Here is a 13,881-nt window from a genome sequence, read left to right as displayed (position 1 = left end):
GCCCACAAATCTGCTGCAGAATACAAGGCGGATCCATTATAGTGATTGCGTCGTCCTCTGTCCAGTCATCTCAAACCGGTGCTCGCCATGCCTGAAAAAAACACCTTCCCCGCCGCTCTGTGTCTTGCAGCCCTGCTCTGCCTTGCCGCCTGCTCCCCCTTCGCCCATCTGACCGAGGCCGACAATACCCTCGGCGCGGCACACGGCCCCAAGGCTGCGGAGTGCGGCCAATGCCATATCGAACAATTCGACGAATGGCAGCATTCGGCCCATGCCCAGGCCTTTGTCAACCCCAGATTCCAGGCTGCCTTAACCGAAGAGGGCGATGATTCCTGTCTTGGCTGCCATGTGCCGGATTCGGTCCGCACCAACGGCACCCCCCCTGCCCCCCGGAGCTATCAGCGCGAAGATGGAGTTTCCTGCGTTGCCTGCCATCTGAGCCAGGGAACAATGATCGGACCGGAACCGGAATCAGGGTTGTTCGCCCCGCATCCGGTCTCGGTGGAGCCGGAATTCTTCCGCAACAGCTCCCTCTGCGGGACCTGCCACACGGAGACCTTCAGCGATTGGCAGGCAAGCCGCGCTGCCCGACCCGCCACACCTACCTGCCAGGAATGCCACATGCCCCAAGTGGTCCGCACGGCCACCAAGGGCAGCAACCTCTTCTCCAACGCCTTGGTCGCCTTTGAAGAGAGCCGTCCCACCCGAAGGCACACCTTCGGCCTGGCCCATCTTGCCGGGCTGGAGGGCGCGATGCGCATGGAGGTGACGGGCTGGCAGCCCGCGCCGCTCAATCTCCTGCAACTCTCCTTCACCAACACCTTGTCCCATGCCCTGCCCACCGGCTCCTTCCGTTCCCGCCAGGTCCATCTGCTTGTGTGCCTTTACAGCCCGGACCGCACCCTGCTGGCAAAAAATCTCGTCCCCCTGACCGGAGAAAATCTGGAGCCGCTCCAGACCGGAGAACAGCGCCAAATCGTCATTCGCCTTGCTCCGGCGCAGGCACCGCCGACCGGCAGCCTGCTGACCTTGGAACTCCGGCTTGCCCCCCTCGGAAACCAGGCAGGAATGACCCTTGCCACCAACGAATTCCCCCTGCCCCACGCACCATAAATCCGTCTTGACATTCCGCCGCCAAATCCCTACTATGCGCCTTCCGTCGCCACCGTTGCACGGAACACAGTTCCCTGACAATCTCGCCAAAGGCCTGCCTGATCATGCTGAATCTCACCGTCCCCACCACCTTTACCCCCTCCTGCGCCGAAAGCCTGACCCAACTCAACCGGGAATATGCGGCACGCAACCGCAGGGTGCATGAAGTCTACGGCTCCCTGCAAAACGGACCCTTCAACTCGGCCCGGCCGGCCAAATACCTGCCCTCCCCGACCCTGGCCCAGTTCCGTACGCATATCCGGACACTGGCAGACAACGACATCGGCTTCAACTATCTGCTCAACGCGCCGAGCTACGCCAATTACGAGTACACCAGCCAAGGCCGCGCCGAGCTGGAGGAACTCCTTGCCCTGCTGGTCGATTGCGGGGTGCGTTCGGTAACCGTGGCCGTGCCCTATATGGCTCGGATCATTGCCGACCGCTATCCCTCCTTGGAGGTGGTGACCTCGACCATCGGCTATGTCGGGGCCATGCGCGGCATCGATCAATGGCTCGAAGCCGGGGCCAAACGCATCGTTCTGGATGTGGAGGCCAACCGCGATTTCCGCTTCCTGAAACGCGCCTCGCTGGAAAGCCCGGTGCCGCTGGAGTTGATCGCCAACCCGGTCTGCATCTCCCAGTGCCACTACAAGTACAACCATTACTGCGTGGCGGCCCACGGCTCGCAAAAGCCATCCGGCAGCGGCGTGCCTGGCTTTCCCTACAACGGTTTCTACCTGAACTGGTGCTTTTTGAAAAAGCTCGCCAGCCCCGGCGAATTTCTGAAAAGCCCGTGGATCCGGCCCGAGGATCTGCCGCTCTGGGAAAAGGCGGGCATCCGTTTCTTCAAACTCGCCGGCCGGGGCATGCCGGAAACACAGATTCTTTCCCTGAGCCGCGCCTATCTTTCCGGCTGTTTCGAGGGCGATCTCCTGGATCTCTTGGGCTGGCCGCACTGGCAGAGCTTCCGCAAAAATGGAGACGGCAGCCTGCTGCCGCCTCTGGAAATCCACCTGCCCAACGAGGCGCTCACCGGTTTTCTTGATTTCTTCTACGAAAAGCTGCCGGAATGCCGCCTGGGCTGCAAGGGGTGCGAGCATTGTTCCGCCTGGGCCAAACGGGTGCTGACGGTGAATTCCCAGGAACTGCTCGACCGCTATATCGACAATATGCGCCGCAATTTACACGAGCTGACCAACCATCTCTCCACCCCCGAGGAAGACGCGGCCCTGCAGAAACAATGGCAGGAACAGGCAGACAACCAGATGCTGGACCAATGAAAGAGCACATTGTCGTCACCGGAGCCAGCGGCCTGGTCGGCCGGGCGCTACTGCGCAACTATCTGGGCCAGGGACGCCCGGTCATCGCCCTGTCGCGCAAGCCTCCGATGCTGCCCGGCCTTGATCCTGCCTCCCACCCGCTGCTCTCCTGGCATTGGGGTGATGTCAGCCTGCCCCGCCTTGGCCTGGCCCCGGAGACATACGCCGAGGTCTGCGCCAAGGCGCAGATCGTCTTCCATCTGGCCGCCCGCACCGATTTTAAGGATGGGACCGCTGCCAGCTACCTGCCGGTGAACCTGGAGGGGGTGAAACATGTCCTGGCCCTGGCGCAGGAAGCCAAGGCACCCCTGCATCAGGTGAGCACCGCCTTTGTCTGCGGCGATTGGGCCGGCGAGTTCCGGGAGGGTGATCTCGACCTTGGCCAGCATTTCCGCAACGGCTATGAGGAGAGCAAATTCCTGGGCGAATCGTTTCTGCATGGAGCAATGGCCGCCGCTTCCGTGCCCATCACCATCCATCGGCCGGGAATCGTGGTGGAGCGCAATCCTTCAGCCGCTTCGGGCAAGACCTTCGGCCCTTTTCTCTTTCTCGATGCCGTGGCCCGGATGCGGGATTCCGCCGAAGCGAAAGGGGTTGCCGAGCTGCCGGTTTTGCGGGTGCAGGGCAATCGCCAAGCGCATCTGCCCCTGGTTTTTGACGATGCGGTGGCCGAGGCCTTGGTTCGTCTGGCCGCGCAACCGGAGAGCGGCGGACAGGTCTTCCAGCTCGTAGCCCCGCAACCGGTGGGCAACGATCTTCTGGAGGATGCCTTTAACGAGGCCTTTGGTCAGCCCGCTGCCCACCTCGCCGGAGAGGAGGCGTTCGCCCACCAGCCCGCGAACAGCCTGGAAGCCCTGCTGGCCAGAAAAACCACGCCCTATGCCGCTTACCTGGATCTGAGCGTCCGCTTCACCCGGCGGAACCTCGACACCCTCGCCGGAGCCGAGACGCTACCCACCCCGAAGCTGGCGGAGCTGACCCAGGCCTTCCGGGCCTTTCTTGCCGCCCGGAGCCAACGGAGCAGGGCATGAAGAGCGAAGCGGCGATCCAACACTATTTCAACCAGTACCTGCCGGGCTTTATGGGCCAGCCGCTGATCAAAAATCTTTTGAGCCTGTCGGCCACCTTCTGGATCGAGATCGTTGACCAGGGTTGCTGGTCGCTGACCATTGAAAAAGGTATCCTCACCAAGGTAACCCAAGGGGTACAGGCCGGCGCCTTCGGCTTTCGCCTCGACAGCGAGACCTTTCTTGCCGTGGCACAAAATACCCTCTCGCCCCAGAAGAGCTTTTTCACCGGCAAGACCAAGATCTCGGGCAATTTTTACGAGGCGTTACGCACCGCCACGGCCCTGGAGGAATTCTTCCAGCGCTACCCTTATCCTGAAACAACAATGGAGGGTTGATATGCACCCGGATTGGATTCCCTTGAGCGAGGTGGGCAAACGCCCTTACGGTGAAGCAGTCGCCCTCTTCCGCAAGCATGTGAACCCCGGCCTCGTCACCCTGCTGGAGATGGGAGAATACACGGCCATCGACCCCCAGGAGGCCGAGGGCGCGGTGATCATCGACGCCCAGGGCAAAAGGATTCTCGATTTTGTCTCTTCCTACGGCGCCTTGAACCTCGGCCACAACCACCCGCGCGTCAGACAGGCCATGATCGAGGTGCTGACCGGCAGAAAGGTGGATCTTTCCAAGGAACTCCTCTCCCGCCACGTGGCGGTGCTGGCCCATAACTTAAGCCTGCTTTGCCCCGGCGATCTCGATCAGGTCTATCTCTGCAACTCCGGCACCGAGGCGGTGGAAGCGGCGCTCAAGCTGGCCAGCCGCTATTTCCAGGGCAAGCGGCAACGCTTTATCTACACCAAGGAATCCCTGCACGGCAAGACCCTGGGGGCGCTGTCGGTCACCGGCAACGAACGGCTGCGCCGTTATTTTCCGCTACTCCCGAACTACGCCGTGCCCTACGGCGATGCCGAGGCCATTGAAATGCTGCTGAAAACCGCGCCCCAGGAGGGCGAGGGGGCCATCGCCGGGGTGATCCTCGAACCGATCCAGGGCGAGGCCGGGGTGATTGTGCCGCCTGCAGGCTACCTGCGCCGGGTCCGCGAGATCACCGAGCGCTACGGGGTGCTGTTCATCCTCGATGAGATCCAGACCGGCCTCTGCCGCACCGGCACCTTTCTCGCCTGCGAGGCGGAAGGGGTGGTGCCGGACATCCTGGCCCTGGCCAAATCCCTGGGCGGGGGGCTCGCCTCCATCGGCGCCACCATCTCCCGCACCCCGGTGCACCAAAAGGCCTACGACAACCCCCACGACTGCCTGGTGCAGACCACCACCTTCGGCGGCCGCACCATCGCCTGCGCCGCCGCCCTGGCCGCCCTGGAAGTGTACCAGGAAGAAGGATTGGCCCAGCGAGCCGCCCGGTTGGGCGAACGCTTCAAATCCCAGCTTGTGGCCCTGAAAGAGAAATATCCTGAGTGGCTCGCCGAGGTGCGGGGGCGCGGACTGATGCTGGGCATCGAGTTCCAGGAAGCCATCATCGACGAGGTAAGCTACCTGCCCCTGGCCATCCCCGGCCTCAAGAACGTGCTGCGCGAACACCTGCCCGGCATGGTGGCCTCGGCCCTGCTGCACAAACACGGGATCCTGGGCACCCTGATGCTCAACAACCGGGCCGTACTCCGGGTCTACCCGCCGCTGGTCATCGAGGAGTCGGACCTTGATTACTTCGTCGCCTCCCTGGAAGCAGTGCTCAAGGATGGGCCCAAGGAGCTGGTGAAAAAACGGGTGGAGCACGCCATGAGCTTTGCCGGCATCAAATTCGTGGCCCCCTGGGTGGCCAAGCTCACCGGCGGACGCTAGGAGGTACGGGATGGAGCGCCTGTTTTTCGACATCGGCCAGGCCCTGCGGAATAACCGCATCGGCGTTCTCCTGCTCCTGGCCGGAGTCACCCTGCTGCTCGGCCTGGCAGCGGCCCGCTCCACGGTGGACAACTCCATCGGGGTCTGGCAGACCGAAAACGACCCGCATTGGCTGCACTTTCAGGAATTCGCCGACCGGCACCACCTGGAAAATCCGCTCATTGCCTATCTGCCCCAGGCCTCCCCGGAAGCGGCCCGGCGGGTGCTGACCAAGGCGAGGGGCATGGCCGGCCTCGACCGGGCGAGCCTCTATGCCCTGGGCGGGGAGCAGAGCCAGGGCCAGCTCCTGCTGCTGAGCCCCCGTCCGGGCGCAACCCCTGCCCAACTCTCCGCCATCATCCGCGAGACCAAAGAGCTGGCCGCCAGCGAGCTGCCCGCCCAGCCCCTGCACCTGGGCGGGGTCTGGTACCTGACCGACGCCCTGGACTCCCTTTCCGCCACCACCAGCCGGAGCCTCTTTCCCCTAGTCGTCGCCATCCTCGCCATCGGCGTCTATCTCTCGCTCCGCAGCCCGCGCCACACCCTGCTGACCCTGGCCTGCGGCCTGCTGCCGGCCCTGTTTCTCACCGGCCTGCTCGCCCTGAGCCGCGAACCGCTGAACATGGTGCTCCTCTCCCTGCCGCCCTTTACCATGATCATGGGCATTGCCCACGCCATCCACTTTTTAAAAAAAGAGCCCGGGCAGGAGCCCATGGCCCTCTACGCGGCGGTGGCAGTCCCCTGCCTGCTCTCCGCCTTCACCGACATGATGGGCTTTCTCTCCCTCCTGGTCAGCAGCTACGAACCGGTGCGAAAATTGGGACTCTGGGGCGGCTGCGGCGCCTTGCTTGCCGTGGTCGTGCCCCTGCTCTTGGTCCCGGCTTTCGCAGGAAGTGCGGCAGGCCTCTCGCAGCCAGCCGAAAAATCCGCGCCCCGCCTGTTCTGGAGCCGCTGGGCCCGAATGCTGGCCAGCCATAAAGCCCTTGTCCTGGCGGGACTTGGCGGTCTGCTCCTTCTCTCGGCCCTGGGCATCAACCGCCTGGAACGCGGCTCCTTCATCCTGGCCTTTTTCAAACCGCAATCCCCCATCAGCCTTGATTACCGGGCCATCGAACAGGCGGGCATCGGCCTCACCCCGCTGGAAATCGACCTGGATACCTCACCCGTTGACAACCGGGCCATCCAGCAGGGTATGCTCCGCCTGGCCGAGCGCCACCCGGAGATCACCCATTTCCTCTTCTCCCTCGACGACACCGGCACCCTTGTCCTGCCCATGGCCACCGCAAGCGGCGCCCCCCTCGACGCCCCGCTCCTGCCCGGCATGGGAATTAAGGCCCCAACCCGCATCACCATCCTGACCCGCACCCTGGCCTCGGAAAAGACCATGGCCCTGGTGGAGGAGATCGAAGCGGAGCTGCAAACCCTGCTCGGCCCCAGACAAGTCCCTTATGTCACCGGCACGGTGCCCCTCTACACCCGGGGGCAGCGCGCCCTGTTCACCACCCTCTTGGCCAGCTTTTCCTCCGCCTTTGTCGCCATCTCCCTGATCATGGCCCTGGCCCTGCGTTCCGCACGGTTGGCGGTGTTTGCCGTCATCCCCAATCTGGTGCCGGTGGTTTTCATCCTCGGGGCCATGGGGCTCGGCGGTATCCCGCTCAGCGTGGCCACGGTCACCGTGGCCAGCGTGGTGTACGGCATCGTGGTGGACGACACCATCCATTTCCTGCACGCCTGGCAGGGCAAACAGAAAACCACCGATTCCCTCTCCCGCCTGAGCGCGGTCCTGGCCCAGGTAGGCCCGGCCATGATCACCACCTCGGTGGTGGCAGGGGCGGGGTTCCTGGCCTTTCTCATCTCGCCCTTCATCCCGCTTAGGGATTTCGGCCTGTTGATCAGCCTGGCCCTGCTCTTCGCGGTCCTCTGCGATCTGGTGCTGCTGCCGGTTCTGCTCCTCTCCTTCCGGACCGCCTCAGGAGAAAAACCATGACCATTGCCTCCTCCCTGATCGAGGAGATCATCGCCATCCATTTCGATCCGCGCACCGGCTCTGCCTTTTGGCTGGAACAGGAAAAAAAGCTCGGCCTTGAGGCGAGAAAGGAGATCACCGGCTGCGAATCCTTCCATCTCTTCGGGCCCATGGATACGGAGGCCTTGCGCACCCGGCCTCTGCTGGATTTCATCCCCAACCGGTTCCATAACGAATTGCCAAGCATGATCCTGGCCGAGAGCGGCGGCACCACCGGCACGCCGATCCGCAGGGTGTACCGGCCAGACGAATTTTCCGCCGCCTTTGTCGATTCGTGGAAACGGGCCGCAACCGCCCGTGATTTCCCACGAGGCTGCAACTGGCTCTTTGTCGGGCCATCCGGGCCCCACATCATCGGCCAGAGCGCCAGGGCCATGGCCCGGAGCCTCGGCAGCCTGGAACCCTTTGCCGTGGATTGCGACGTGCGCTGGATCAAACGTCAGGCCACGGGCTCGTTGGGGTTCACCCTCTACCTCGACCATGTGCTCGACCAGGCCATGAATGTGATCCGCACCCAGAACATCGAGGTACTGCTCATCACCCCGCCCCTGCTCCTGGCCCTGGCCGACAGGATGAACGATGCGCAACGAGAACGCATCCGGGGCATCCACTTGGCCGGCATGGCCCTGACCGTGGCCGATTCCGAGACCATCCGCCACCAACTCTTTCCCCAGGCCGTAGTGCTGCCGGGCTACGGCAATTCCCTGGTGGGGGTGCTGTTCGAGCATGCTCTCCCGCTGCCCAACGAGTCTTCCACTTACATGGTCGACGATCCGGCCCTGTGGCTCCAGCTCATTGCTTTCCAGGAAGACAGCAAACCCGGCGCCCCCGATCTTGCCGCCACCCTGAAACCGGGGCAACGCGGACGGGTAGTGGCCCATCGCTTAGACCCATCCTTTCTTTTGCTGAACATGGTGGAGCGCGACACCGCCTGCTACGCCGCGCCAACAGGCGAAGGAGACCAATGCGTTGTCACGGCGGTGGAGCCGATCCGCCCGCTGATCTCCAGCAAAAGCGAGGGGGTCTACTGATGGCTCCGGAGTATCATCGATTGGAGGTTTCCATCCCAGGCCCGGAAGGCGTGCTTGAGGGAAATCTCTGGTACACCGAGGGCGAGCCCGGAGGGGAAGGCGTGCTGCTTTGCCCGCCCCACCCCCTGCTGGCCGGCAACATGGAGAACAACGTGGTCCAGGCCGTGGCCGCCCGCTGCGCCGGGCTGGGTCTGCCGGTTCTGCTCTTCAACTACCGGGGGGTGGGCAAGAGCTTCAAGCCGGAGCCGGACCTGCCGCTTTTTGAATACTGGCACCGCCTCGACCAGGAAGGCGCATTTTCTTCGGTGATCAGCGACACTCGGGCGGTCCTGGCCTTTTGCCGCCGGTATTTCCAGCGGGTTCACCTGGTGGGCTACTCTTTCGGCGCCTTCATCGCCCTCAATCTCATCAGCGAACGAGCCGAAGGGCCCATCAGCTTTACGGCCATCGCCCCGCCCCTTGCGGAACGCGACTTTACCCGACTCTCCGCCCTTTCCCTCCCCGGCCTGCTGATCACCGCGGCGGAGGATCTCCTCCTCAAAGAACGGGCCGATCTGATCCTGCCTCCCACCTGTCAGCGGATTATCCTTGAGGAGACGGATCATTTTTTCCTGGGGAGGGAAGAGGAGGTGGCCCGGGCTGTCGGCGGATTTATTGCCGGTTCCGGCCTTTCCCTGAAATAACAATCCCATTGTCACGCCGCCGAGCACCGGAGAGGCTGCCGAAAAAGGAGTTTGCACTGTTTGAGGCGCAGCCGAGTTTGCAAACTCCCGGCAGCATCGAGGAGCACAGGGTATCCCGCCAACGGCGGGACAAGTGGCTGGGTGCCTTTTCTTTTTCGTTCTTTTTCTTTGGGCAAGCAAAGAAAAAGAACAAATGAATAAACTCTATTTCTCTGACTGCAGACGGTGTGCGGAGAACAGCAATAAAAAAGGCCGACCCCGCAGGGCCAGCCTTTTTTCCATCTCATTTCTTCCCGATTTTCGCTACGCCGTTGCACCACGGCGAGGGTTCTTCCGCAACACCCCCTAAAAACCCAACCCCTTCAGGAGATCGTTCACCGCATCCTGATCAAGGGAGCCATCGCCGCCAACCTCCCCGGTGGTCATGGAGCTCAGATACTTGTCCACATCCTCCTGGGCGATCCGTTTGCTCTCCTCCACGGTAATCCCGGCGTTCTTCTCCTTCATCTTCAACTGGGAGCCGAAGGACACCACGATGGCCAGGAGCTGCACCTGGAAATCGGTGAGCAGCTTGATGATCTTCAGAATCTGCTGGCCGGAAAGATCCTGAAAACTCAAGGCCTCGGTAATCCGGGAAATATCGTCGGTGATGGAGGAGGCGACCTGGAAGGCATCCTCAATCTTCTTGAAGATATCATTCTGGTCTTCAATGGTCATCAAGCTCATGCCGGGGACATCCCCGGCACGCATCTGTGCCAGATTCTCCGTCAACTGCCCAGCCAGGTCAACACTTTCCGCCAGCATGCCCGCAACTTCGGCAACTCGCGGGTCAATCCCTTGCGCAGGAGCAGCCGGAGCGGACACAAGAGCTTCGACTGCAGGAGCAAGGACAGCCTCCTCAATCTCTTCAAAGGGCGGCACCTCCAGGGGCAGGCTTTGGTCCAGGAAGATCTCGGCCTGATTAAGGTCCATTTTCTTCAAAAGATTCTGGGTCTTCTGGTCGGAACAGGAAGCCAGCAGGGCGGACAGAACATCGCTCAGGGGCACGGTAAAGAAATTATCGCTGTCAGGGACGAGATCCTTGATCTTCTCTCCCAGGGCATCGACAAAACCATTGTGATCAAAGATCTCCCCGGCTTTTTTGCGGGCCGCGGTGATATGGGTTTTCACGGTCTCGTTGGTGCACAGCTCGTACATGGTCTGAAAAATCGTATCGAGGGCAAAAAGGTAGCGGGTCCGCGTCACCGTTTCCGGCGCAGCCTCAGCCAGGTCAAGCACCTCCCCCGCGGCAGCCTCCTCGCCCGCCCCGCCGCCTTCTTCTTGCAGGGCAACAATCAGGGCGTTGGCTTGGCCGATCTTCTCCTGAAGGTTCTGCAGGGTTACGGCGGCGGATTGCACGCCCTCCTCGCCGGCCGCAACGGCGGCGGCCTGGAAAGCGCTATGGGTTTTAAGCGAAAGCAACAGATCTTTCACGCCATCGGTTTGATTCTGGACCTTTTCCACCTGATCCATGATCTCCATGGTGGCCCGTTCGGTCATGGAAACGATGTCGTGCAACTGGTTTTTGGCGTCCTCGATCTTTTCCCCGGCCTCATCGAGTTCCACCCGTTTCATGCGCCGGTCTTCCATGGGGATTTCCCCCATGGTCGAGCTGAGGCTTTTTGCCAGCTTCCCGATATCATTGAATATATCGGTTGAAACCTTTTTGTAGTAATCGTCATCCAAGGCCTCGCCGGCCACCCGGGCAAGGTCAAAATCTCCAGCTTCCGGCGTGGGCGCGGCAAGGGAGGGAACCGCCGGTTTTTCCTCGGCCAGGATATGCCGCACCACCTGGGTGGCCCCTGTTTCCGAACCGCCAAGGACGGTGATGTTATACACCACCGAATCCGTGGATATCCTGAAAAAACCGGCACTTATTTCAAGATTGACTTCCGACTTTCCCGCTGTGGACATGCTCAGCCTCCTGCTGCCGTTCGTTGCCTGCTTCCCTGCCTGCGCCACAAGGGGCGTACTCCTTTCCCATCGGCAACCTGTCAATTTTCTTAAATATTTTGCGAATCAAAAAAAATAGCCGCTCAGGACCTGACCCTGCCGGAAAAACAGACCCCGGTTTCATACTTGTCCGGCCTGGTCCGGCTGATAGCCACCCAGGAGACCATGCCGACCGCGCGCAGCACCCCGACATCCTCCTCCTGCTTAGTGGCGAGCCATTTGCCGTCCGCCACCGCCTGCCAGCCGGGAAACTCCAGAACCATCACCAGTTGACTGCCCAAAGACAGCGCGTCGTCCGTCAAAAAGCAGAGGCCGCCCCCGCTGATATCGAGCAATTGCCCATCCCGATAAGGGATATCGGACAGGAGATCTTCGAGTCTGGTGAAACGGACAACCAGGTTTTTGGCAACCCGTTCCTCCCGACGCCGCTCCTCATCGGAATCCTCTTGCTTCATCATGGCGTGCCCTTTCCTTTGCACTGCGATTCCCGATCAACCAAGGCCATTTATTGTGTTCTACCTGTTTTTTCCGGAAAGAAGCAAGATCATTTGATAAAGGGCAAAATGGCCTTGAATGCCGGAGTCCCTGCCTTGTGCAGCCATTCATAGATGATCATCTCCGTATTGGCGACAATGCCGCCCACCTCGCTGATCCGGGCAAGGCCGGTCTGATAGTTTTTTTCCGCCCGTGAAGCCACCCCGTCGGCGGGCACCCACATCCGGTAGCCTTGGTGGAGGCCGCCCAGCACCGTCTGGTAGATGCAGATATGGGTTTCCACCCCGCAGGCCACGATGGTGTTGATCGTTTTTGGTAATTTTTTCGCTGCCTCGGCTATGGCGCCATTGTCGAAACAACCGAATTCCAGCTTGTCCAGCGGGACAACCCCGCCCAATTCCGCCTGAATTTCCGGAAGCATTGCGCCGATCCGCGCCGCATACTGGGTGGTGGCGAGCACCGGAACCTGGAGGATGTTGGCCGCCTTCATCAGCAGCACCGCGTTTTTCACCACTTCGTCCCTGGCCGGGATGGCCTGCATCATCCTCTCCTGGATATCCACCACCAACAGGGCGCATTGTTCCGGCGCCAGACGGTACAGTTTTTCGCTCATTGCCTTCTCCTTTCTCAAGCAAGAATCAGTCTATGTATTTCCTTGTACCTGGAAAAATGTATTGCAAAGAACCATTATTTATCGATACTTAGAAAAATTCTCAACAACTCTTCAGCGCACCCGCCGGAGACTATTGCTCCGGTGGTTAAATATCGAAAGAATTTTCGCGGCTGAAGCCGCTCCTACAGGTCGGAGTGTGAGGGTGTTGTAGGAGCGGCTTCAGCCGCGAGAGCTATCATCTACTTGCATATTTAACCACCGGAGCAATATATCCCATGAGCCATGTCCGCATCGCCCAAATCCTCAAAACGCAACCCCTCGGTCAATCCGTGGAAATCAAAGGCTGGATCCGCACCCGCCGCGACAGCAAGGGTTTTTCCTTTCTCGAGGTCAATGACGGCTCATGCGTGGCCAACCTCCAGGTCATTGCCGAGGAGAGCCTGCCCCGGTATGCGGAAGATATCCTCCGCCTCACCACCGGCTGCTCGGTGCGGATCAGCGGCCTGCTTGCCGCCTCGCCGGCCAAGGGCCAGGTGGTGGAACTCAAGGCGACCGAGGTCGAGGTGTACGGCTGGGCCGACCCGGAAACCTATCCCCTGCAAAAGAAACGGCATTCCTTCGAGTTCTTGCGGGAGATCGCTCATCTGCGCCCGCGCACCAACAGCCTGGGCGCGGTGGCCCGGGTGCGCAGCGCCCTTTCCTTTGCGGTGCACCGGTTTTTTCAGGAGCAGGGCTTTCAATACATCCACACCCCGATCATCACCACCAGCGACTGCGAAGGCGCGGGCGAGATGTTCACCGTCACCACCCTGGACCTGAACAATGTGCCCCGCAAGAATGGGCACCCTGATTTTGGCGAGGATTTCTTCGGCCGCCAGGCGAGCCTCACGGTGAGCGGCCAGCTTGAAGCGGAGATCTACTGCCTGGCCCTGGGCAACGTCTACACCTTCGGCCCCACCTTCCGGGCGGAGAACTCCAACACCAGCAGGCATCTGGCCGAGTTCTGGATGGTCGAGCCGGAGATGGCCTTCTGCGACCTCAGCCAGGACATGCAGGTGGCGGAGGCGTTCATCAAATACCTGGTGCGCTATGTGCTGGACCATTGCCCGGAGGAGATCGCGCTTTTCAACAATTTCGTGGACAAGGGGCTCAAGGCCAGGCTGGCTGCGGTACTGGAGCAGGACTTTGCCCGCATCACCTACACCGAGGCCATCGACCGGCTCACGACCTGCGGCAAAGAGTTCAATTTCCCGGTGGCCTGGGGCGCGGATCTCCAGTCGGAACACGAACGCTACCTCTGCGAGGAACTCTTCAAACGGCCGCTGATCGTCAGCGACTACCCCAAGAGTATCAAGCCCTTCTACATGCGGGTCAATGACGACAACACCACCGTGGCCGCCATGGACATCCTGGTCCCTGGCATCGGCGAGATCATCGGCGGCAGCCAACGGGAAGAGCGCTACGACCGCCTGGTCAGTCGTCTTGCGGAGATGGGGTTCAACCAGGAAGATTATGACTGGTACCTGGACCTGCGGCGGTACGGCACCGTACCCCACGCCGGTTTCGGCCTGGGGTTCGAACGGTTGATCCAGTTTGTCAGCGGCATGGCCAATATCCGCGAGGTGATCCCCTTTCCGCGCACCCCGGGCTCGGCCGCCCTGTAGGCC

General features: G+C 61.3%; 12 protein-coding genes. 9 read left to right on the top strand and 3 right to left on the bottom strand.

Translation table 11 applies throughout. The annotated features are described in order from the left end of the window. Window positions 1-87: 87 nt before the first annotated feature. The 8 genes from MWR57_RS12075 (at window position 88) to MWR57_RS12040 (ending at window position 9,114) form a co-directional block, all read left to right on the top strand. Window positions 88-1,113, top strand: a complete 1,026-nt coding sequence (locus tag MWR57_RS12075; RefSeq protein WP_423125075.1) for a multiheme c-type cytochrome — start codon at window positions 88-90, stop codon at window positions 1,111-1,113. Window positions 1,114-1,217: 104 nt separating this feature from the next. Beyond that, a complete protein-coding gene (locus tag MWR57_RS12070; protein WP_423125074.1) occupies window positions 1,218-2,432 on the top strand; it encodes a U32 family peptidase in 1,215 nt (404 codons plus the stop codon). Then, window positions 2,429-3,502, top strand: coding sequence for an SDR family oxidoreductase (locus MWR57_RS12065; protein WP_423125073.1), 1,074 nt, complete (start codon window positions 2,429-2,431; stop codon window positions 3,500-3,502). Before MWR57_RS12070 ends, MWR57_RS12065 begins: the two co-directional genes overlap by 4 nt. Next, on the top strand, window positions 3,499-3,876 hold the full coding sequence (locus MWR57_RS12060; RefSeq protein ID WP_423125072.1) for an SCP2 sterol-binding domain-containing protein: 378 nt from the start codon (window positions 3,499-3,501) through the stop codon (window positions 3,874-3,876). The genes MWR57_RS12065 and MWR57_RS12060 overlap by 4 nt, the downstream gene beginning before the upstream one ends. 1 nt (window position 3,877) lies before the next feature. Continuing rightward, window positions 3,878-5,335, top strand: a complete 1,458-nt coding sequence (locus tag MWR57_RS12055) for an aspartate aminotransferase family protein (protein WP_423125071.1) — start codon at window positions 3,878-3,880, stop codon at window positions 5,333-5,335. Between the two features lie 10 nt (window positions 5,336-5,345). After that, window positions 5,346-7,361, top strand: coding sequence for an efflux RND transporter permease subunit (locus MWR57_RS12050; RefSeq protein ID WP_423125070.1), 2,016 nt, complete (start codon window positions 5,346-5,348; stop codon window positions 7,359-7,361). Beyond that, entirely contained in the window at window positions 7,358-8,431 is a 1,074-nt protein-coding gene (locus MWR57_RS12045; RefSeq protein WP_423125069.1) for a hypothetical protein, read from the top strand. The genes MWR57_RS12050 and MWR57_RS12045 overlap by 4 nt, the downstream gene beginning before the upstream one ends. Next, window positions 8,431-9,114, top strand: a complete 684-nt coding sequence (locus MWR57_RS12040; RefSeq protein WP_423125068.1) for an alpha/beta hydrolase — start codon at window positions 8,431-8,433, stop codon at window positions 9,112-9,114. Before MWR57_RS12045 ends, MWR57_RS12040 begins: the two co-directional genes overlap by 1 nt. Window positions 9,115-9,459: 345 nt before the next feature. Here MWR57_RS12040 and MWR57_RS12035 read toward each other — a convergent pair whose 3' ends face one another. The 3 genes from MWR57_RS12035 to MWR57_RS12025 form a co-directional block, all read right to left on the bottom strand. Next, complete coding sequence (locus tag MWR57_RS12035; RefSeq protein WP_423125067.1) at window positions 9,460-11,067, bottom strand: protein phosphatase CheZ; 1,608 nt, start codon at window positions 11,065-11,067, stop codon at window positions 9,460-9,462. A 122-nt stretch (window positions 11,068-11,189) separates the two neighbouring features. Next, the gene (locus tag MWR57_RS12030) at window positions 11,190-11,564 is read right to left on the bottom strand and encodes a PilZ domain-containing protein (protein WP_423125066.1); all 375 of its coding nucleotides are present in this window, start codon (window positions 11,562-11,564) and stop codon (window positions 11,190-11,192) included. Window positions 11,565-11,650: 86 nt separating this feature from the next. Then, complete coding sequence (locus tag MWR57_RS12025) at window positions 11,651-12,214, bottom strand: isochorismatase family protein (RefSeq protein ID WP_423125065.1); 564 nt, start codon at window positions 12,212-12,214, stop codon at window positions 11,651-11,653. A gap of 275 nt (window positions 12,215-12,489) precedes the next feature. On the opposite strand from MWR57_RS12025, the gene asnS reads away from it, so the two are divergent. After that, window positions 12,490-13,878 carry an asparagine--tRNA ligase gene (asnS, locus tag MWR57_RS12020; protein ID WP_423125064.1) on the top strand — a complete coding sequence of 463 codons (1,389 nt, stop codon included), beginning with the start codon at window positions 12,490-12,492 and terminating at the stop codon, window positions 13,876-13,878. The last annotated feature ends 3 nt before the right edge of the window (window positions 13,879-13,881 follow it).

Source organism: Hydrosulfovibrio ferrireducens (genome assembly GCF_046883345.1).
Lineage (GTDB): Bacteria > Desulfobacterota > Desulfobulbia > Desulfobulbales > Desulfurivibrionaceae > Thiovibrio > Thiovibrio ferrireducens.
The sequence above is the reverse complement of the archived record's forward strand: the minus strand, read 5'-3'. Positions and strand labels throughout refer to the sequence as shown.

Coding starts and splice junctions, on each gene's coding strand:
- MWR57_RS12075 (WP_423125075.1), top strand. CDS start 88: ATGCCTGAAAAAAACACCTTCCCCGCCGCTCTGTGTCTTGCAGCCCTG.
- MWR57_RS12070 (WP_423125074.1), top strand. CDS start 1,218: ATGCTGAATCTCACCGTCCCCACCACCTTTACCCCCTCCTGCGCCGAA.
- MWR57_RS12065 (WP_423125073.1), top strand. CDS start 2,429: ATGAAAGAGCACATTGTCGTCACCGGAGCCAGCGGCCTGGTCGGCCGG.
- MWR57_RS12060 (WP_423125072.1), top strand. CDS start 3,499: ATGAAGAGCGAAGCGGCGATCCAACACTATTTCAACCAGTACCTGCCG.
- MWR57_RS12055 (WP_423125071.1), top strand. CDS start 3,878: ATGCACCCGGATTGGATTCCCTTGAGCGAGGTGGGCAAACGCCCTTAC.
- MWR57_RS12050 (WP_423125070.1), top strand. CDS start 5,346: ATGGAGCGCCTGTTTTTCGACATCGGCCAGGCCCTGCGGAATAACCGC.
- MWR57_RS12045 (WP_423125069.1), top strand. CDS start 7,358: ATGACCATTGCCTCCTCCCTGATCGAGGAGATCATCGCCATCCATTTC.
- MWR57_RS12040 (WP_423125068.1), top strand. CDS start 8,431: ATGGCTCCGGAGTATCATCGATTGGAGGTTTCCATCCCAGGCCCGGAA.
- MWR57_RS12035 (WP_423125067.1), bottom strand. CDS start 11,067: ATGTCCACAGCGGGAAAGTCGGAAGTCAATCTTGAAATAAGTGCCGGT.
- MWR57_RS12030 (WP_423125066.1), bottom strand. CDS start 11,564: ATGATGAAGCAAGAGGATTCCGATGAGGAGCGGCGTCGGGAGGAACGG.
- MWR57_RS12025 (WP_423125065.1), bottom strand. CDS start 12,214: ATGAGCGAAAAACTGTACCGTCTGGCGCCGGAACAATGCGCCCTGTTG.
- asnS (WP_423125064.1), top strand. CDS start 12,490: ATGAGCCATGTCCGCATCGCCCAAATCCTCAAAACGCAACCCCTCGGT.